General features: G+C 64.6%; 13 protein-coding genes. 5 read left to right on the forward strand and 8 right to left on the reverse strand.

Annotated features, from left to right (window positions below; translation table 11 throughout):
• Positions 1 to 757 precede the first annotated feature (757 nt).
• Positions 758 to 1,258 carry a single-stranded DNA-binding protein gene (gene ssb / locus ABWW33_RS11055; RefSeq protein ID WP_176653429.1) on the reverse strand — a complete coding sequence of 167 codons (501 nt, stop codon included), beginning with the start codon at positions 1,256 to 1,258 and terminating at the stop codon, positions 758 to 760.
• A 262-nt stretch (positions 1,259 to 1,520) separates the two neighbouring features.
• On the opposite strand from ssb, the gene uvrA reads away from it, so the two are divergent.
• Complete coding sequence (uvrA, locus tag ABWW33_RS11060) at positions 1,521 to 4,367, forward strand: excinuclease ABC subunit UvrA (RefSeq protein WP_176653428.1); 2,847 nt, start codon at positions 1,521 to 1,523, stop codon at positions 4,365 to 4,367.
• Positions 4,368 to 4,375: 8 nt separating this feature from the next.
• Entirely contained in the window at positions 4,376 to 5,281 is a 906-nt protein-coding gene (locus ABWW33_RS11065; RefSeq protein WP_353401542.1) for an AraC family transcriptional regulator, read from the forward strand.
• A 3-nt stretch (positions 5,282 to 5,284) separates the two neighbouring features.
• Here the strand turns inward: ABWW33_RS11065 and ABWW33_RS11070 are convergent, their stop codons facing one another.
• The gene (locus ABWW33_RS11070) at positions 5,285 to 7,093 is read right to left on the reverse strand and encodes a DUF885 domain-containing protein (protein ID WP_353401544.1); all 1,809 of its coding nucleotides are present in this window, start codon (positions 7,091 to 7,093) and stop codon (positions 5,285 to 5,287) included.
• A 214-nt stretch (positions 7,094 to 7,307) separates the two neighbouring features.
• On the opposite strand from ABWW33_RS11070, the gene ABWW33_RS11075 reads away from it, so the two are divergent.
• Complete coding sequence (locus ABWW33_RS11075; protein ID WP_353401546.1) at positions 7,308 to 8,741, forward strand: aldehyde dehydrogenase family protein; 1,434 nt, start codon at positions 7,308 to 7,310, stop codon at positions 8,739 to 8,741.
• On the opposite strand, the gene ABWW33_RS11080 is transcribed toward ABWW33_RS11075, so the two are convergent.
• The 4 genes from ABWW33_RS11080 to ABWW33_RS11095 form a co-directional block, all read right to left on the reverse strand.
• Complete coding sequence (locus ABWW33_RS11080) at positions 8,710 to 10,260, reverse strand: carboxylesterase/lipase family protein (RefSeq protein ID WP_353401548.1); 1,551 nt, start codon at positions 10,258 to 10,260, stop codon at positions 8,710 to 8,712. The genes ABWW33_RS11075 and ABWW33_RS11080 overlap by 32 nt on opposite strands.
• A gap of 84 nt (positions 10,261 to 10,344) precedes the next feature.
• Complete coding sequence (locus ABWW33_RS11085; protein WP_353401549.1) at positions 10,345 to 10,968, reverse strand: HAD hydrolase-like protein; 624 nt, start codon at positions 10,966 to 10,968, stop codon at positions 10,345 to 10,347.
• Positions 10,969 to 11,161: 193 nt separating this feature from the next.
• Complete coding sequence (locus ABWW33_RS11090) at positions 11,162 to 11,779, reverse strand: TetR/AcrR family transcriptional regulator (protein WP_176653423.1); 618 nt, start codon at positions 11,777 to 11,779, stop codon at positions 11,162 to 11,164.
• 72 nt (positions 11,780 to 11,851) lie between these two features.
• Positions 11,852 to 13,717, reverse strand: a complete 1,866-nt coding sequence (locus ABWW33_RS11095) for a phosphoenolpyruvate carboxykinase (GTP) (protein ID WP_176653422.1) — start codon at positions 13,715 to 13,717, stop codon at positions 11,852 to 11,854.
• Positions 13,718 to 14,004: 287 nt separating this feature from the next.
• On the opposite strand from ABWW33_RS11095, the gene ABWW33_RS11100 reads away from it, so the two are divergent.
• Complete coding sequence (locus ABWW33_RS11100) at positions 14,005 to 15,000, forward strand: D-2-hydroxyacid dehydrogenase family protein (protein ID WP_176653421.1); 996 nt, start codon at positions 14,005 to 14,007, stop codon at positions 14,998 to 15,000.
• On the opposite strand, the gene ABWW33_RS11105 is transcribed toward ABWW33_RS11100, so the two are convergent.
• Complete coding sequence (locus ABWW33_RS11105) at positions 14,997 to 15,764, reverse strand: L-asparaginase (protein WP_176653420.1); 768 nt, start codon at positions 15,762 to 15,764, stop codon at positions 14,997 to 14,999. The two genes, ABWW33_RS11100 and ABWW33_RS11105, sit on opposite strands and share 4 nt — an antisense overlap.
• 129 nt (positions 15,765 to 15,893) lie before the next feature.
• Between ABWW33_RS11105 and ABWW33_RS11110 the strand changes: the two genes are divergently transcribed.
• Positions 15,894 to 16,379: an asparaginase domain-containing protein gene (locus ABWW33_RS11110; RefSeq protein WP_176653419.1), complete on the forward strand. Its 486-nt coding sequence runs from the start codon at positions 15,894 to 15,896 to the stop codon at positions 16,377 to 16,379.
• An 18-nt stretch (positions 16,380 to 16,397) separates the two neighbouring features.
• On the opposite strand, the gene ABWW33_RS11115 is transcribed toward ABWW33_RS11110, so the two are convergent.
• Entirely contained in the window at positions 16,398 to 19,616 is a 3,219-nt protein-coding gene (locus tag ABWW33_RS11115; protein WP_353401552.1) for a hypothetical protein, read from the reverse strand.
• Positions 19,617 to 19,659: the final 43 nt, after the last annotated feature.

The following is a 19,659-nucleotide window of genomic DNA, read 5'->3' on the forward strand; positions in this document are numbered from 1 at the left end:
TCCTTACAACCGAACGGTTAAAGTTACACGGAAACGGCCCCATCTTTTTCCAACTCGGCAACGTGGATTCCGCCCTCAACAATCAATGTGCCACATAGGTAGTGGCGCCTGCAATCGCAATATCGGACGGTTTGGCAGATGGCTTTTTCCTCGGTATACGAAGTGTATTGGCTCTACAACAGCCGATGGTCAAGGCAGTATGGGTTTCAAGATATGCGCCCCAAAGGCGCTGCTCCCATAGAACGCTAGACCGTGAACGGAGGCGCTTCGTCCCTCGGAACAGAAGTCAAAATCTTAGGCCATGGGCAGTTGACAATGCTCGGCAGCTCTAACGATGGCTGCGCGTATTCTGTTTGAGTCCGAAGCTAGGATAACGGCGCTGCGGTTTTGATGAAGGATCAGCTTTAAATAAAATTTCAAACAAGCTTTGTGCTGTTCGCGTAGACAAATACCTTTAGCGTGGCAATGTCTATCGCCTGGTTGCCGGCTACCGCGAGCGCGAGGAACTACAGTTTCTACAGGTCAGCGGACAAACTGTGTCCAGTTACATCAATGGACCTACTCCCAATCGCTGCCAATGCAAATGCGCTGCTGCGCCATCGATTTTCGCAGCTGGGGCTGATGTACCCACAATTTGCGCTGAGTGGTAGTCGGCAGTTGAGGGGCTGAATCGCAAAATAGAATGTGGGCAAAGAAAAAGCCCGCCTTCCTTGGGAGGAAGCGGGCTTTAACCAACAAAACTACAACTAAGTGGGTTCTAGAACGGAATATCGTCATCCATGTCCGAGAAGTTCGGTGCCGGTTTCGGCGCCGGGCGCGGTGCCGGGGCGGCCATTTGCGGACGCGGTGCCGGTGCCTGGCGCTGTTGTGGCGGGGCTTCGTAGCCGCCGCCGTCGTCCATGCCGCCGTCGCCCCCCATGCCCTGGCGGCCACCCAGCATTTGCATCTGCTCGGCGATGATGTCGGTCGCGTATTTCTCGACGCCGTCCTTGTCGGTGTACTTGCGGGTCTGCAGGCGGCCTTCGACGTAGACCGACGAGCCTTTTTTCAGGTACTGGCCGACGATTTCAGCCAGGCGGCCGAAGAACGAAATACGGTGCCATTCGGTGAGCTCTTTCTGCTCGCCGGTGTTGCGGTCCTTCGATTTGTAGGATGTCGCCACAGCAATGTTGGCGATCGCGTCACCGCTAGGCATGTAGCGAATTTCCGGATCGCGACCCAGATTGCCGACGATGATGACTTTGTTGACTGATGCCATGTATAAAACTCCTGAGTAACGGCGGCCGCACGGGCGGGCTGTTTAACAAATGCTAAACGACGATTATAGTCGAACGACACGCGAGGGCTATCATTTTCGGCATCCGTCCCCATCTGCCGAGGTCGGCGTGAAGTTGAAACGTCGCAAGAAAATACTGGTATTATATACAGTGTCAAGCCACCCGAATGCGATCCAGCTCAAGGTCGGCGCAAGTAATCAAACCCGGCTATAGTTACGGGTTGACTCTAAAGGCCAAATATCCATGGAACAGATCCGCATCCGCGGCGCACGCACGCACAACCTCAAAAACATCAATCTCGACCTGCCGCGCAACAAGCTGATCGTGATTACCGGCCTGTCCGGCTCCGGTAAGTCATCGCTCGCTTTCGACACGCTGTACGCCGAGGGCCAGCGCCGCTATGTGGAATCCCTGTCGGCCTACGCCCGCCAGTTCCTGCAACTGATGGAAAAGCCGGACGTCGACCTGATCGAAGGCCTGTCGCCGGCGATCTCGATCGAGCAGAAAGCCACCTCGCACAACCCGCGTTCGACCGTCGGCACCGTGACCGAGATCCACGACTACCTGCGCCTGCTGTACGCGCGCGTCGGCACGCCTTACTGCATCAACCACCCGGACAACGCGCTGGCCGCGCAAACCGTCTCGCAGATGGTCGACGCCGTGCTGTCCATGCCGGAAGCGACCAAGCTGATGATCCTGGCGCCGGTGGTGGCCAACCGCAAGGGCGAGCACTCCGACCTGTTCGAGCAGATGCAGGCCCAGGGCTTCATCCGCTTCCGCGTGCAGAGCGGCACGCACGACGCCAAGATCTACGAAGTGGACGACCTGCCCAAGCTGAAGAAAACCGAGAAGCACACCATCGACGTCGTCATCGACCGCGTCAAGGTCAGCGCCGATATCAAGCAGCGCCTGGCCGAGAGCTTCGAGACCGCGCTGCGCCTGGCCGACGGCCGCGCCGTCGCCCTGGAAATGGACAGCGGCGCCGAACACGTCTACTCCAGCAAGTTCGCCTGCAACGAGTGCGGTTATTCGCTGCAGGAGCTGGAGCCGCGCCTGTTCTCGTTCAATAACCCGATGGGCGCTTGCCCGGAATGCGACGGCCTCGGTCACATCGAGTTCTTCGATCCGAAGCGCATCGTCGCCTTCCCCAACCTGTCGCTGGCTTCCGGCGCCGTGAAAGGGTGGGACCGCCGCAACCAGTTCTACTTCCAGATGCTGTCCAACCTGGCGGCCTTCTACGAGTTCGACCTGGACCTGCCGTTCGAGCAGTTGCCGAAGACGGCGCAGGAAGTGATCCTGCACGGCTCGGGCAAGACGCAGATCCCGTTCAGCTACGTCAATGAGCGCGGCCGCACCGTCGTCAAGGAGCACACGTTCGAAGGCGTGGTGACCAACCTGTCGCGCCGCTACCGCGAGACCGATTCGATGGCCGTCAAGGAGGAACTGGCGAAGTTCATCAACGAGAAGAAGTGCCCGTCGTGCGACGGCGCGCGCCTGCGCGTGGAAGCGCGCTACGTCAAGGTCGGCACCGGCAAGCAGGAAAAGGCGATCTACGAGATCGCCGAAAAGCCGCTGCGCGACACGCTGACCTTCTTCGAGCAGCTGAAACTGAAGGGCGCGAAGAAGGAGATCGCCGACCGCGTGGTCAAGGAGATCATCTCGCGCCTGCAGTTCCTCAACAACGTCGGCCTCGACTACCTGTCGCTCGACCGCAGCGCCGATACGCTGTCCGGCGGCGAGGCGCAGCGCATCCGCCTGGCCTCGCAGATCGGCTCCGGCCTGACCGGCGTGATGTATGTGCTCGACGAACCGTCGATCGGCCTGCACCAGCGCGACAACGACCGCCTGATCGAAACGCTGAAGCACCTGCGCGACATCGGCAACAGCGTGCTGGTGGTGGAGCACGACGAGGACGCGATCCGCACCGCCGACTACATCGTCGACATGGGCAAGGGCGCCGGCGTGCACGGCGGCGACATCATCGCCCAGGGCACGCTGGCCGACATCCTGAAGAACAAGCAGTCGCTGACGGCCCAGTACCTGAAAGGCACGCTGAAGATCGCTGTGCCGAAGAAGCGCCATGTGGCCGATCCGGACAAGCAGCTGGTGATCACCGGCGCCACCGGCAACAACCTGAAGAAGGTCAACCTGAACCTGCCGGTCGGCCTGATGACCTGCGTGACCGGTGTGTCCGGCTCGGGCAAATCGTCGCTGATCAACGACACGCTGTATCCGGCGCTGTCGCGCCACCTGTACGGCTCGCAGACCGAACCGTCGCCGCACGACTCGATCAGCGGCCTGGAACACTTCGACAAGGTCATCTCCGTCGACCAGGCGCCGATCGGCCGCACGCCGCGCTCGAACCCCGCCACCTACACCGGCCTGTTCACGCCGATCCGCGACCTGTTCGCGACGGTGCCGACGGCCAAGGAACGCGGCTACAGCGCCGGGCGCTTCTCGTTCAACGTCAAGGGCGGCCGCTGCGAAGCCTGCCAGGGCGACGGCGTGATCAAGGTCGAGATGCACTTCCTGCCGGACGTCTACGTGCCGTGCGACGTCTGCCACGGCAAGCGCTACAACCGCGAAACGCTGGAAGTGCACTACAAGGGCAAGAACATCACCGAGATCCTCGACATGACGGTGGAGGACGCGCACGAGTTCTTCAAGCCGGTGCCGCTGATCGCCCGCAAGCTGCATACGCTGCTGGACGTGGGCCTGGGCTACATCAAGCTTGGCCAGAGCGCGACCACCTTGTCGGGCGGCGAGGCGCAGCGCGTCAAGCTGTCGCTGGAGCTGTCCAAGCGCGACACCGGCCGCACGCTGTATATCCTGGACGAGCCGACCACCGGCCTGCACTTCCACGATATCGACCTGCTGCTGAAGGTGATCCACCGCCTGCGCGACCAGGGCAACACGCTGGTCATCATCGAGCACAATCTGGACGTCATCAAGACGGCCGACTGGATCGTGGACCTGGGACCGGAAGGCGGCGCGGGCGGCGGCAAGATCATCGCCGCCGGCACGCCGGAAGACGTGGCGGCCAATCCGGCCAGCGTCACCGGCAAATATCTGCAGCCTCTATTGAAGTAAATCTCATCGTGAAACGGGATATCCCGCCGTCGCCCCTCGATCACATGATCGCCATCGTGCAGCAGCATGTGCGGCACGACGACAGGGTGGCGACGGCGATCCCGTTCCTGGCGCTGTACCATTCCTCGCAGCCGACGTCCGTCACGCGCGGCGTGCTCAAGCCGTCGTGCTGCATGATCCTGCAGGGCAGCAAGCGCGTGCACCTGCCGGACGACGTGCTCGATTACGGTCCGGGCGAATACCTGGTGGTGTCGGTGGACATGCCGGCCGCCGGCCATGTCGTCAACGCCACGCCGGACCAGCCCTACCTGTTGCTGAACATCGAACTCGATCCATCGGAAATGGCAGCCGTCGTGATGGAAGCGAAGATCGATATCGAATCGCCGCAGCCGGTGCGCGGCGCCTTCGTCGGCAAGTCCGATCCTGAATTGCAGGAAGCCTTGTACAAGCTGGTGCGCTTGCTCGATGCGCCGCCGCAGGAAGCGGCGTTCCTGGCGGTGGGCGTGAAGCGGGAAATCATCTATCGCATGCTGACCGGCGCAGGCGGCCGCCAGCTGTACCAGAACATTGTGCTCGACCAGCAGGACCGCGGCATCAGCAAGGCCATCGCCTGGCTGAAGGATCATTTCGACCAGCCGGTCAAGGTCGAGGACCTGGCGCAGGCCACCAACATGAGCGTCTCCAGCCTGCACCACCGCTTCAAGGCGGTGACGACGATGGGGCCGATGCAGTATCAGAAGCAGCTGCGCCTGCAGCATGCGCGTGCGCTACTGCTGGGCGGCGACGTCGACGCCGGTACCGCCGCGTACAAGGTAGGCTACGAAAGCCAGTCCCAGTTCAGCCGCGAGTACCGGCGCCTGTTCGGCGCGCCGCCGATGCAAGATATGAAAAAGCTGCGATCGGCGGCGGTGTAGCGATTACTGCGCGGCGGTTCGGGTCTGCTTCAGCTTCTCCGCGCTGACCCATTCCTTGATGTGCGTTTCCAGCACATCCATCGGCAGCGCGCCGGCGCCCAGCACCTGGTCGTGGAAGCTGCGGATATCGAAGCCGGAGCCCAGCTCTTTACGAGCGTAGTCGCGCAGTTCGAGGATCTTCAGCTGGCCGATCTTGTAGCCCAGCGCCTGGCCCGGCCACACGATGTAGCGGTCGGTCTCGCTCTGCACTTCCACTTCCTCGATGCCCGAGTGGTCGTGGAAGAAGTCCACCACCTGCTGGCGGTTCCATTTCTTGTAATGCAGGCCGGTGTCGACCACCAGGCGGATCGCGCGCAGCATCTCATCCTGCAGATGGCCGTAGTAGCTGTATGGATCCTTGTAGAAGCCCAGCTCCTCGCCCAGACGCTCCGAGTACAGCGCCCAGCCTTCGGCATAGGCGGTGTAGTTGCCCTGCTGGCGGAAGGTCGGCAGTCCTTCGATTTCCTGTGCGATGGTCAGCTGCATGTGGTGGCCCGGCACGCCTTCGTGCAGCGCGGTGGTTTCGATGTCGATGGTGGAGCGATGTGCGAAGTCGCCGGTGTTGACCATCACCCGGCCGGCGCGCTTGCCGTCCGGAGAACCTGGCATGTAGGCGGCGGCGGACGCCCCCTTCTCGCGGAATTCCTCGACCGGCTTGATTTCCACTTTACCCTTAGGCAGCACGCCGAACTGTTGCGACAGCTGCGTGTACATCTGGTCCGTATATTTCTGGTACAGGTCGATGATCTCCTGACGCGATTTAGGATGCAGCTCGGGCTTGGCGGCCACCGCCTTGTTAAAGCTCTTCAGGTCCTTGTAGCCCAGCTTCTGCGCCGTTTCCAGCATCTGCGACTCGATGCGCTTGACTTCGGACAGGCCCAGTTGATGAATCTCTTCCGGGGTCATGTCGGTCGTGGTCGACGACTTGGCCTTGTACGCATAGCGCGCCGCGCCGTCCGGCAGCGACCACATGCCGACGTCCTTGCGGCCGTGCGGCAGGTACTTGGTCCTGGTGTAGGCGGCCAGCTTTTTATACGCCGGGATTACATCCTTCTGCACCGTCGCCAGCACCGCCTTGCTCAGGCGCGCCTTGTCGGCGTCCGAGAACTCTTTCGGGAATTTCTTCAGCGGCTCGGCGAAGGGCGAATCGGCCGGCTTCATCGCCGCCACGTCCTCGCACTGCTTGACGATTTTCGGGATCAGGAACTGCGGCGGCATCAGGTGGTCATGCACGCCTTTCTCCATCTGCACGCGGGTCTCGTCGAACAGCTTCGGCAGCGCGTGCAGGCGCGTGATGTAGTCCTCGTAGTCCTTCACCGTCTCGAACGGCAGCGCGGAGATGAGCATAGGCGTGTCGATGTGGATGCCGGAGTTTTGCGCCAGCGGCATCTCCCAATCCTTGAAGCGCGCGCCGTCGACGTTCTGGCGCAGCTGGCGCACCATCAGTTCGCGGTTCAGTTGTTCCTGCAGCGGGAAGCCGGTGGTGTCGAGCGCCTCGAAGCGCTTGAGGAAGTCGCCGCTGACCTTGATGTCGGCATCGATGCCCGCCTGCGAGAAGTCCGACCATTTGTCGTTGTAGCGCTTGTCGCCCAGCAGCGACGCCCATTCGGGGCTGGAGCGCATCGTGTATTCCCACTGTTCCTTGATCAGGTTGTTCAGCGCCGCGCGACGGCTCTCCAGGTCGGGAGCCGCGCTGTCGGCATGGGCCACACCCAGGATCAGGGAGAACAACAGGGCGCTGGCGACGCCGATGCGGGTGGTTGCAGTTGTCATGTCTATAGGCCTATCGAAAAAATGGTGAGCTTGCACTGTAAGCCGGCGCCCATCGCGGCGCTCACGGATTGAGACGAAATGTTGAAATACAGGCATGGACTGCATTTTTCCAGGATCGGCAGAATCAGGCAAACATGCGGCAGGAATCGGACTGACGCGCGCGGCGGCGAATTTCTAGAATGGCGCCATCTCATCAGACAACCGGAGTTTTCTCATGCGCAACATCGATCAGATTTACATCAACGGCCAGTTCGTCACGCCGCACGGCACGGAACTGGCGGGGCTCGTCAACCCAACCACCGGCCAGCTCGCCGGCCAGGTGCGGCTGGGCGACGTGGAAGACACGCGCCGCGCGGTGGCCGCCGCCAGGGCCGCGTTCCCCGCGTTCTCGCGCACCAGCAAGGAACAGCGCGGCGCCTGGCTGCAACGCCTGCACGACGCGGTGCTGGCGCGCGCCGACGAATCGGCCGCCGCGCTGATGGAGGAATACGGCGGCACCTCGGCCAGCAGCATCGGCCGCTCGCGCTATACCGCCAACATGTTCCTCGACGTGAGGAAGGTGATGGACGATCACGCGTTCGTCAAGACGGTGGGCAAATCCAAGGTGGTGCTGGAGCCGGTCGGCGTGGTCGCCATCATCACGCCGTGGAATTCCAGCGCCTGGTTCGTCGCCAACAAGGTGGCGACGGCCATCGCGGCCGGCTGCACGGTGGTGGTCAAGCCGAGCGAGTTGAGCGCCGTGCAAAACCAGATCCTCACCGAGTGCATCCACGCGGCGGGCCTGCCGCCTGGCGTGGTCAACATCGTCAACGGGCGCGGCGACGTGGTCGGCGCGGAACTGAGCGTGCATCCGGACATCAACAAGATTTCGTTCACCGGCTCCACCGTGGTCGGCAAGACCATCGCCCGCGCGGCGGTCGACACCATGAAGCGGGTGACGCTGGAACTGGGCGGCAAGGGCGCCAACGTGCTGCTGGACGACGCCGATTTCGACAAGGCCGTGCCGGCCGCGATCATGGCCTGCTTCATGAACAACGGCCAGGCCTGCATCGCCGGCTCGCGGCTGCTGGTGCCGGAGCACAGGCTGCAGCAAGTCAAGCAATTGGCGAAGGCGGCGGCCGAAGCGGTCAAGGTCGGCGATCCGCGCGATACGTCGGTGGCGCTGGGACCTATCGTCACGCGCAAGCAGTACGACCGCGTGCAGCACTACATCAACGCCGGCATCGCAGAAGGAGCCGAGCTGCTGACGGGCGGACCGGGCAAGCCGGAAGGGCTGGAGGCGGGCTACTTCGTCAAGCCTACGGTGTTTGCCGGCGTGACACCCGCCATGACGATCGCGAAGGAAGAAATCTTCGGGCCGGTGCTGTCCATCCTGACCTACCGGACGGAGGAGGAGGCGATCGCCATCGCCAACGACACGCCTTACGGCCTGCAAGCCTATGTCAGCTCGACCGACCTGGTCCGCGCCAACCGCGTGGCGGACCAGCTGATCGCCGGCCGCGTCCACATCAATGGCGTGCATGACGATCTGATCGCGCCGTTCGGCGGCTTCAAGCAATCGGGCATAGGCCGCGAGTTCGGGCCGTACGGGCTGGAGGCGTATCTGGAGCCGAAGGCTATTCTCGGCGCAGCGGCCCAGTATCGCTAAATGCCGGCAGCGGATTTGCCTTGAGCTGGGCTTCGCCGCCGATGCGCAGTACGGACGCCGCGGTGCCATCGTATGCCGGCCAGGCCGGCAAGCCTTTCCCGTTCGGGCTGCCCGTGCGCGCGAAGTTGACCCAGGTGTCGGCTAGCCTGCTGGCCAGTTGACGGTCCGCGGTGGTCCAGGCACGCCGGTCCAGGTGAAGATTGTCGAACACGTACTGGATCTCGGCGCCGTGACCCGCTCCGCAGCCATAGCCGCAGGGATTCTCCGGCTGCGCAGGCTGGTGGGCGAAGAAGTAGACATACGGTTTGGCTCGCCCGTACTTCGCCTGCAGGCCTGCCCAATGCGCCATGCGCCAGCCCCACCAGTCGTTGGTCAGCTGAACGAGGGAGGCCTTGGCCTGGACATCCGTGGCGCCGGGATAGGCGGCCAGCACGGCATCGGATGGCGCATGGCCGAGCAGCTTGGCCACCAGCTCGCGGTGCCTGGCTGCCGTGAAATCGCTGGTGCCCAGGATCTCCGGCGCCAGGTCCTTGCCTTCTTCGGCGTTCCATCCGACCAGCAGGGGCACGTCATTCTGGCGGTGATTGCGATAGGTCGAGGTCAGGTCTTCGCGCAGCAGGCGGCCGTCGACTATCGTACGCGGCGACCAGGCCGCCTTTTGCAAGGCTTCGACGCTCAGCGCGCGCAGGGCGGCCAGATGTTCCGCCCCCATCGCTTTGCCGGCAGCCAGCCCTTCCGCTTCGGCGGTCTTGCGGTCGAACTGGCTGTTTTCCTTGGCGTTGATCGGCATGGCGTCGTTGCCGCTCTCGGCGATGGCGCGCTGGAACAGGCCCTTGGCCAGCGGCGATGCGACCAGGATCGCGACGGATTCGCCGCCGGACGACTCGCCCACTATCGTCACGCGGTCCGGGTCGCCGCCTAAGGCCGCGATGTTGTTCTTCACCCAGCGCAGCGCCGCGATCTGGTCCAGCATGCCCTGGTTTCCGGAAGCCTTGTCCGGCGACTCGGCCGTGAGCTCCGGGTGGGCAAAGAAACCGAATATACCGAGGCGGTAATTCACCGTGACGACGACGGCTCCGCGCTGCGCCAGGTTGGCGCCGTTGTACAAGGGCTGCGCAGCGGTGCCGCCGTAATAGCCGCCACCATGTATCCAGACGATCACCGGCAGGCGCTTCGCTTTTTCAGGCGCCCAGACATTGAGATACAGGCAGTCTTCGCTTTTGGGATTCGTGATCCACGGCGCGGTCTGGGCGCAGGCCGCCGCGTAGCTGCCCGCTTCCTTTACGCCTTGCCACGGCACGACGGCTTGCGGCGCCCGCCAACGGAGATTGCCGACAGGCGGCGCCGCGAAGGGGACGCCCAGATAGGTGTTCAGCGTACCGGCGCGCAAGCCGGTGATTTCGCCGCCCGTCACTTTCACGGGGCTGGTCAGCTGGACAGGTTGCGCCATCGCTGGCGACAACAACATCGACAGCGCGCAGGCTGCCATGAACTTGGGCGAAAAACTCGACATCATCATTCCAGACGCTAAATCGGCGAAGGGAAATAGTACTAGCCGGCAGTATCCGGAAGAGTGCGAATTTCGTCAGCTGCCATTACGAAATTAACCAAGCCGGGCCAGTTCGGCGACTTGCCGGAATACCTGCGCCGGCTGCTCGGCGATCAGCGCCTCGACATGATTGAAGCCCCACGCCACCGCGCCGAAATCGATGCCGGCTTCGGCGGAGACTCGGGCGTCGCGGATTTCGTCGCCGATCAGCATCGTCTGCTCGCGCGCGACGCCGGCGGCGGCCAGCACCTTGCGGATCTTAGGCAGCTTGCCGAACAGCGAGGCGCCGCATTCGAACTGGCTGAACAGCGCGGCCAGCTCCGGACCCAGCACCGCGACCACATTGCTGCGCGAGTTGGAGCTGACGATGGCCAGCATCAGACCTTGCGCCTTCAGCGCGCGCAACACGTCCGCCATGCCGTCGAACAGGCGTATGTCGGCAAGGCTGCGTCCCATGGCGGAACGCATGAAGGTGGCGATGGCCGGCACTTTCCACAACGGGATCTCGTGGATCGCCATCACCTGCCGCGCGTCGAGGTTGCGCAACTCCTGCTGGCGGCTGCGGTCCATGCGCCTGAAGCCATACTTGTCGGCGGCCTGGTCGAACACGTTGACGAAGACCGGCAGCGTGTCGGCAAGTGTTCCGTCGAAATCAAAGATGATGAGCTTGCGGTTCAAACGATCCTCAGTACAGTACGAAATCCTCGTTACAGCTTGGCAGCGAGCGCAGGATACACCACAAACGGCTGGTCGCCACGAAGTACAGTCCGACGGGGATTAGCAAGAGTAAAGCGGCCATGATGCGCTCCTTATTTTCGCACATGTGTGCGAAACTGGTTGAAAAAAAACCGCAGACGGACTGCGGCCAGTTTTATTCCATGTCGTTGAAACTTTTGTAGGTCGAGATCAGGCGGCTGAAGGCGCGCTGCATGTGGCGGTGGGCCTGATCGTCATGCAGGAAACGGGTATCGTGGATCAGCCCCACGATCAGGCTGTAGATTTCGTAGACCAGCTGGCCGGCGTCGGTGTCCGGGCGCAGGTGGCCGAGTTCCACCGCCTGCAGGATGGTCTTGCGCAGCGAGGCGCGCCAGGCCACGGCGCCTTGCTGCAGGCGGTCGCGCAGCGGGCCGGTCTGGTCATCGAACTCGAAGGCGCCGGCGCTGTACAGGCAGGAGTTGCGCAGTCCCTCGTCACAGGCGCGCTGCGACCAGGCGCCAACCATCGCCATCAGGCGCGGCAGGCCCTTGGGCTGTTGCAAGGCGGGCATGAACACTTCCTGGGCGAAGCGGCGGTCGTATTCATCGAGCACGGCGGCCTGCAGGCTTTCCAGCGACCCCACGCGCGAGAACACGCCGCTCTTGCTGATGCCGGTGCGCTTGGCCAGCTCGCCGAGCGACAGCTTGCCGATGCCATCCACCGCCGCCATGTCCAGGGCGGCGTCGATGATGGTGGCGTAAGTCGCCTCGCTTTTTGCAGTCAGGGTATCCATGAGCCCAACTTTAGCACACCTGTGCGAAATTACAAGCAAAAAAAACCGGGATCAACCGACCCCGGTTTTGAATTAGCGCGCCAGGCGCTTTTCCAGTTCGGCTTTGACGGCCGTCAGTTCGGCCGGCAGGTGGTAGGCCAGCTTGGCGAACAGTTCTTCGTGCAGCTTCAGCTCTTCACGCCATGCATCCTTGTCGATCGAGGTGATCGTCTCGAACTCTTCCGGCGAGAACGGAATGCCGTCCCACTTCAGGTCGCCGAAGCGCGGCGTGGTGCCGAAGATGTTTTCGATGCCGCCGGCTTTGCCTTCGATGCGCTCCAGCATCCACTTCAGCACGCGCATGTTGTCGCCGAAACCAGGCCAGACGAAATGGCCCTGCTCGTCGGTGCGGAACCAGTTGACGCAGTAGATCTTCGGCAGCGCGGCGGCGTTGGCCTTGCCCAGCTTCTCGCCCATGTTGAGCCAGTGCTGGAAGTAGTCGCTCATGTTGTAGCCGATGAACGGCAGCATCGCGAACGGGTCGCGGCGCACGACGCCCATCTGGCCGGCGGCTGCTGCGGTGGTTTCGGAACCCATGGTCGCGGCCATGTATACGCCTTCGACCCAGTTGCGCGCCTCGGTCACCAGCGGCACCGTGGTCGAACGGCGGCCGCCGAAGATGAAGGCCGAGATCGGCACGCCGGCCGGATCATCCCAGGCCGGATCGATCACCGGATTCTGCGTGGCGGCCACGGTGAAGCGGGCGTTCGGGTGCGCGGCCTTGGTGCCGGATGCCGGCGTCCAGTCCTTGCCCTGCCAGTCGATCAGGTGCGCCGGCGCTTCCTTGGTCAGGCCTTCCCACCAGATGTCGCCGTCGTCGGTCAGCGCGACGTTGGTGAAGATGGTGTCCGAACCCAGCGACGCCATGCAGTTCGAGTTGGTGCGGGTGTTGGTGCCCGGCGCCACGCCGAAGTAGCCGGCTTCCGGATTGATCGCGTACAGGCGGCCGTCGGCGCCCGGCTTGATCCAGGCGATGTCGTCGCCGATGGTGGTGACTTTCCAGCCGTCGAAGCTCGCCGGCGGGATCAGCATCGCGAAGTTGGTCTTGCCGCAGGCCGAAGGGAAGGCCGCCGCGACGTAGTGCTTCTTGCCTTCAGGCGATTCCACGCCGAGGATCAGCATATGTTCGGCCAGCCAGCCGGCGCCGTCGGCCTGGGCGGCTTGATGGCCCATGTTGGAGGCGATGCGCAGCGCGAAGCACTTCTTGCCCAGCAGCGCGTTGCCGCCGTAGCCCGAACCGTAGGACCAGATTTCACGGGTCTCCGGGAAGTGCACGATGTATTTGGTGGCGTTGCACGGCCAGGCGACATCCTTCTGGCCGTTGACCAGCGGCGCGCCGACGGTGTGCACGCACGGCACGAACTCGCCGTCGGTGCCCAGCACGTCATACACGGCCTTGCCCATGCGGGTCATGATGCGCATGTTGACGGCGACGTAAGGCGAATCGGACAGCTCGACGCCGATGTGGGCGATCGGCGAACCCAGCGGGCCCATCGAGAACGGCACCACGTACATCGTGCGGCCGATCATGCAACCGTCGAACAGCGGGTTCAGCGTGGCGCGCATTTCCGACGGCGCCATCCAGTTGTTGGTCGGGCCGGCTTCTTCCTTGGTGGCCGAGCAGATGAAGGTGCGGTCTTCGACGCGGGCGACGTCGGTCGGGTCGGAGCAGGCCAGGTAGGAATTCGGACGCAGTTCCTGGTTCAGCTTTTTCATGGTGCCGGCGGCAACCATTTCAGCGCACAGGCGGTCGTACTCTTCCTGCGATCCGTCGCACCAGTAGATGCGGTCCGGTTTGGTCAGGGAAGCGATTTCCGCCACCCAATTGATCAGCTTTTGCTGTTTGATGTAAGCTGGGACGTTCAATGCTGCAACGCCACCCATGACGGGTTGATTCATAGTACCTCCAATGCCAATTAAAATTCTGCTCTGCATGCGGCAGGATCGTCGTCAGCTTTTGGCTTCGCTCAGATGCCCATTCGTAATGGGTCGGCGGGGTCACGGCGGTCTTGCGCGGGCCCGGATTGGTATCGACAGGCCCTCATTTTTGAGGCGATTGTACACCCGTCAATAGGGGTTCCATACAAAAATGTAGGAGAATTGGTTGAGTAAAGTAGTAAGCTATTCGGCTTCTTTTCGAACGCGTTATTTCCCTACGAAATCATTGATAAGATCGGCTAACTTCCATGAAAATCGCGATTCTTGACGATTACCAGAATGCAACTGCGGACCTCAAATGTTTCGATTTGCTGCGTCCATATGAGGTAAAAGTGTTCAGCAATACCACCAAGGGATTGGGCCAGCTGGCGATCCGGCTGGCCCCGTTCGACGCGGTGGTATTGATACGCGAACGCACCGCGCTGAACCGGGCGCTGCTGGCCAAACTGCCGAACCTGAAACTGATTTCGCAGACCGGCAAGCTGGCCGGCCATGTCGATGTCGCCGCGGCCACGGAGCTGGGCATCGCGATCGCCGAAGGGGTCGGCTCGCCGACCGCGCCGGCGGAACTGACGTGGGCGCTGATCATGGCGGCGGCGCGCAAGATCGTGCCGTACGCCAGCAATCTGAAGGATGGGCTGTGGCAGACGGCGTCCATCAACCCGCAGCTGAACGGGCTGGGCGTGGTGCTCAAGGGCCGCACGCTGGGCATCTGGGGCTACGGCAAGATCGGCCAGATCATCGCCGGCTACGGCCGCGCGTTCGGCATGCAGGTGATCGTCTGGGGCAGCCAGTCCAGCCGCGACAAGGCGCTGGCCGACGGCCATGCGGCGGCCGAATCGCGCGAGGCGCTGTTCGAGCAGTCCGACGTGCTGAGCCTGCACCTGCGCCTGCATCCGGATACGCGCGGCATCGTCACCGCCGAGGACCTGGCGCGGATGAAGCCGAGCGCGCTGTTCGTCAACACCAGCCGCGCCGAGCTGGTCCAGCCGGACGCGCTGGAGCAGGCCCTGCCCAAGGGCCGTCCCGGCTACGCCGCGCTGGACGTGTTCCCGTCGGAACCGCTGGCCGCCGATTCGCCGCTGCTGCGCATGCCGACCGTGCTGGCCACGCCGCACCTCGGTTACGTGGAAAAGGATAGCTACGAGCTGTATTTCCGGCACGCGTTCCAGAACATCGTCGATTTTGCCGCCGGCACCTGCGACAAGATCAATAATCCGGAGTACAAGGCCAACGCGCGCTAGTCGGTCTGTTCGGGAATTTCCGGCAGGCCGGTCAGGTTGATGCGTGGCTCCGGCATCACGTGGACCTTGCTCCACAGTCCGGCCCAGCCGGGCGGCCAGGCGATGTCCGGGCCGGCGTACGGCGGCAAGGTGGCGCGCACCGGGATCACCGGCACCGGCGGCATCTCGGTCAGCGGACCGCCGTCGGGACGCGCCATGTCCAGGCTGTACATATAGCCGGGCAGCAGCGCATCGCACACGCCGGCGAACCAGGCGGTGTGGTCTTCGTCCCGGCCCAGCGCCTGCGCCAGCCCTTGCGGATCGAATTTGGCCAGCGCGTGGATCAGCTCCTCGGTGGTGGCGCCCGGGGAATCGCCCCAGCCCATCACCGGATTGACGTTGTAGTCCGCGCCCGAGCCGTACCAGCCTTCGCGCCAGGGGCGCTGCATCCAGTCGCGCTGGCCGGCGAACAAATGCCAGCGCCAGTGCAGGCCGGACGGCTTGGGCCAGGAATACAGGTACAGCCGCTGGTAGCCGGCCCGGTGCAGCTCGCGCACCAGCGCCATCAGCCGGGCATGGGGCATGCGGTCGGGCGGCGCTCGGCGGAACAGGATGGCCTCGCCGTCGGCGAACTGCACCTCGTCGGTGGACAGATTCAAGTCCAGCGTCCTCGCCTCGCTGCCGAAACGGGCCGAAATCCAGCCGGTCAGCAGATTGACCGACGTGATGACGCCGTAGCCGCGATGGCGATGAAAGATGACGGTTCCGGGAGCGAGCGCTTTCATGGTATCGAAACGAACAAAGAAACCAGTGTAGACATAGTATGCCCAACTTTCCAGCCCTTGGAGCGACTCTTTTGCGTTGGCGGTTTGGGTTATGATGCGCATCATTAATCCATCCTGAGCACCGAAATCATGACTCTGCGCATCCTCGCCACCGGCGGCACCTTCGACAAACACTACAACGAACTGAACGGAACCCTGGGCTTCGCCGACAGTCACGTGCCGGCGCTGCTGGCCCGTTGCCGCCTGACGGTGGATGTGGCGCTGGAGCAATTGCCGCTGATGGATTCGCTGGACATGGTCGACGCCGACCGCGAGCGCATCCTGGCGTCGTGCCGGGCGGCCGGCGAGAAAGCCATCGTCATCATCCACGGCACCGACACCATGCCGCAAACGGCCGCCGTGCTGGGCCCGGCCAACCTGGGCCAGACCATCGTGCTGACCGGCGCCATGATTCCCTACGAGATCGCCAATTCGGACGCGATGTTCAACCTCGGCTTTGCCTGCGGTGTCGCGCAAATCCTGCCGCCCGGCGTGTATGTGGCGATGAACGGCAAGATCTTCGCGTGGGATAACGTGCAGAAAAACAAAGCGGCCGGAGTGTTCCAGCCGCTCTGATTGCCTCACTCCGATTGCCTATTTGCGCGGCGCGGCCAGCAAGTCCTTCGCTTCGGGCAACAGGGTAGCCAATTGCAAGCCGTCGGGTGCGGCCAGCATGCCGGCGCCCTCGGACAACGGTCTCTGCATCGCCAGCGGCGATCGCGCCGCGGCGCCCGGCTGCTCGACGTTGAAGGCGGCCAGCGCCTGCACCATGCCGCCCACCTTCTCCCGCATCGAATTGCCGCCCTCCGCCATCAGCGCGCCGTGCGGCAGCTTGGCCGCCGCCAGCGCGGCCAGTTGCGCCGTGCTCAGGCCGGCCGTCTGCGCGGTCGTGAACACCACCGCCTGCGCCGTCGTCAGCGCGCCGAACTGCGCGGTCGACAAGGCGGCCAGCTGCGCGCTGCCCAAGGCCAGCAAATCGCGCGTCTCGATCGCCGCCAGGTCGTCCGATCCCAGCGCCGCCAGCAGCGACTTGCTCAGGGCGGCGACCTGGCTCGACGTCAGCGCCACGATCTGATCCGTCCTCAGCACGTCTCCGCCGGCCAGGTGCGCGGTCGGCAGGGCGGCGATCTGGCGCACCGTCAACGCCGCGATCTGCGCCGTGCCGAACGCTTGGAGCTGCTCCGGCAGCAGTTGCGCGATGGTCGCCGACGTCAGCCCGCCGACCGCGGCCGTGCCCAGCGCGGCCAGCGCATCGCTGCCCAGGCCGCGCAACTGCGCCGCCACCAGCGAGGCCGCCTGCGCCGCGTTCAGCGCGGCGACCTGCGCGGTCGACCAGGCCGCCAGTTGCGCCGAACCCAGGCTGACCACCACCTGCGTCGACAACGCCGCCATCTGGCCGTTGCCGATGGCCGCCACCTCGTCCGCCGACAAGGCCTGGTATTGCCTCGAAGTGAGCGCGGCGAACTGCGCGGCCGTCAACGCGGAGAACTGCTCCAGGCTCATGGCGGCGATGCTGGCGGTGGACAGCACGCCGACCTGCCGCGCCGCCAGCGCCGCGATCTGCTGCGTGCCCAATGCCGCCAGCGCGGTGCTGGACAAGCCGGCGATCACCGCCGTGTTCAGCGCCGCCAGATCGGCGGTTTCCATGCTCGCCACCACGCCGGCCGACAGCGCGCCGAACTGCGTGCTGCTCAACACCGCGCTCTGCGCGCCGCTCAACGCGTTGATCTGATCGCTGCCCATCGCCTGCAACTGGTCGGTGCGCAGGCCGGCGATGGCGGCGGCCTTCAGGGCGGCGATTTCCGCCGTCTGCATCTGCGCCAGCACGTCGCTGGCCAGCGCGGCGATGTGCTGGCTGCCCAGGCCGGACGCCTGCGCAGTGGTTAGTCCCAGGATCTGGTCGCTGCCCAGCACCGCCAGCTGCGCGGTGCGCAGGCCGGCGATGGCCGCGCCGCTCAGCGCGGCAAAGTCCTGCTGCTCCATCCCCGCGATGACATCGGTCGACAAGGCGGCCAGCTGGGCGCCGCTCAGCGCGGCGGCTTGCGCCGTGGTCAGCGCGATGGCCTGCGCCACCGTCATGCCGGCCAGCGCGGCGGTGCGGATCTGCGCGATCTGGCCCGGCGTCAGCAAGCCGATCTGATGGTCGGCGCCGCCCAGCACGGCAAACTGCGCCGAGGTCAAGCCGGCCAATGCCCCAGCTGGCAGCGCCGCTAGCCCGGCGGCCGAAATGGCGGCCAGGTTGGCCGTCGACAGTCCGGTAAATTGTGCCGGATTCAACCTGGCCAATTGCGCCGTGCTGAGCGCCTGGAACTGGTCTGCGCTCAACGCGTTCAGGCTGGCCGAGCCCAGCGCCAGCAGCTGGCGCGGCACCAGTGCGGCGATGTGGTCGGCGTCCAGCAGGGCCAGCAGGCGCGGCGCCAGGCCCGCCACCGCGGCGGCGCTGAGCGCGGCCAGGTCGGCCGTCTCCATCGCCGCGAAGGCGTCGTCGCTCAGCGCGTTCATCTGGCGGCTGTTCAGTGCCGCCGCCTGCGCCGTGCCCAGCGCGGCGAACTGTCCGGCGCTCAGGGCGGCGATCTGCTGGGTCTTCAGTCCGCCGATGGCGGAGGTCCTGAGTGCGGCCAGGTCGCCGCCGTCGAGCATGGCGATCGCCTGCGTCGTCAGCATGCCCAGCTGGGAGGCGTTCAGCGCCGCCGCCTGGAGGCTGGTCAGCGCGGCGGCCTGCTGCGCCGTCAGGCCGGCCAGCGCCGCCGTGCCCAATGCCGCCACCTGCGCCGTGCCGAACAAGCCGAAATCGCCGTCGCCGTTGACGCCCAGCGCCGCCAGTTGCGCCGAGGTCAGCGCCGCCATCACCGCCACCCGCAGCGCCGGCAATGCCGTCGCGTCAAGCGCGGCGATGTCGTCGGTGCTTAGCGCCGCGAACTGGCGCGGCGTCAGCGCGGCCAATTGGGCGCTGCTGAACGCATGCAGCTGTTCGCCGTCCAGCGCCTGCAGTTGCGCGGTGGTCAGCGCGGCGATCGCGCCGGTGCTCAGCGCGCGCAGGCGCTCGCCATCCAGCGCGTGGATCTGGGCGCTGCGCAGCGCGCCGATTTGCTTGCTGTGTATCGCCGCCAGCTGGTCTAGGCTGAGCGCCAGCAACTGCTCCACGGCCAGCGCGCCCATCTGGTGCGAACCGAGCGCCGCGATGTCGCGCGTTTCGATGGCCAGCAGTTCGGTCGCGCTCAGTTGCGTCAGCAGGGCCGTGCCCAGCGCCGCCATCTGCCTGGTGGAGAAGGCGACGATCTGGTCGGTGCGAAAGATGCTCCCGCCCTCCTCGCCGCCATGGTGCCTCGGCAGCGCGGCGACCTGCCCCAGGCCCAGCGCGGCGATCTGCGCGGTGCCCAGCGCAAGCACCTGCTCCGCGCCGAGCCCGGCAATCATCGCCACCGGCAGCACCGCGACTTGCCCGGTCCGCAACGCCGCCAGCGTATCCGGCTGCAAGCCCGTCACGCCGCGCGCCGACAGCAGCGCCGCCTGCCCTACCGTCAGCGCCGCCGCCTGCTGCGGCGTCAGCGCGGCCATGAAGGCGGTGCTGGCCGACGCCTGGTTCAGCGAGTAGGCGCGCAGCGCTGCGATATCGTCCGACTGCAGCGCGGCGACGCCATCGGCCCGCAGTGCGCCCAGCTGGGCGCCGTTGAGCGTGTTGGCCTGCGCGGTCGTCATCGCGGCAATACAATCGGCCGACAGGCGGGCGATGTCGGCCGTGGTCAGGCTGGCGATCAGGCGGGTGCCGCCGGCGGCGAACTGGGCCGGGGTCAGGTTGCTGTCGAAGCTCATCTTGTTTCCCTTTAGGTGGTTTGGTGACCACTGCTAGCAGAGG

This window comes from Duganella hordei (assembly GCF_040369125.1).
Classification (GTDB): domain Bacteria; phylum Pseudomonadota; class Gammaproteobacteria; order Burkholderiales; family Burkholderiaceae_D; genus Rugamonas; species Rugamonas hordei.

Bases quoted from the DNA above. Each gene is read 5' to 3' on its own strand.
- ABWW33_RS11100 (WP_176653421.1), top strand. From the start codon at position 14,005: ATGAAAATCGCGATTCTTGACGATTACCAGAATGCAACTGCGGACCTC.
- ABWW33_RS11105 (WP_176653420.1), bottom strand. From the start codon at position 15,764: ATGAAAGCGCTCGCTCCCGGAACCGTCATCTTTCATCGCCATCGCGGC.
- ABWW33_RS11115 (WP_353401552.1), bottom strand. From the start codon at position 19,616: ATGAGCTTCGACAGCAACCTGACCCCGGCCCAGTTCGCCGCCGGCGGC.
- ABWW33_RS11080 (WP_353401548.1), bottom strand. From the start codon at position 10,260: ATGATGATGTCGAGTTTTTCGCCCAAGTTCATGGCAGCCTGCGCGCTG.
- ABWW33_RS11075 (WP_353401546.1), top strand. From the start codon at position 7,308: ATGCGCAACATCGATCAGATTTACATCAACGGCCAGTTCGTCACGCCG.
- uvrA (WP_176653428.1), top strand. From the start codon at position 1,521: ATGGAACAGATCCGCATCCGCGGCGCACGCACGCACAACCTCAAAAAC.
- ABWW33_RS11110 (WP_176653419.1), top strand. From the start codon at position 15,894: ATGACTCTGCGCATCCTCGCCACCGGCGGCACCTTCGACAAACACTAC.
- ABWW33_RS11095 (WP_176653422.1), bottom strand. From the start codon at position 13,717: ATGAATCAACCCGTCATGGGTGGCGTTGCAGCATTGAACGTCCCAGCT.
- ABWW33_RS11090 (WP_176653423.1), bottom strand. From the start codon at position 11,779: ATGGATACCCTGACTGCAAAAAGCGAGGCGACTTACGCCACCATCATC.
- ABWW33_RS11070 (WP_353401544.1), bottom strand. From the start codon at position 7,093: ATGACAACTGCAACCACCCGCATCGGCGTCGCCAGCGCCCTGTTGTTC.
- ssb (WP_176653429.1), bottom strand. From the start codon at position 1,258: ATGGCATCAGTCAACAAAGTCATCATCGTCGGCAATCTGGGTCGCGAT.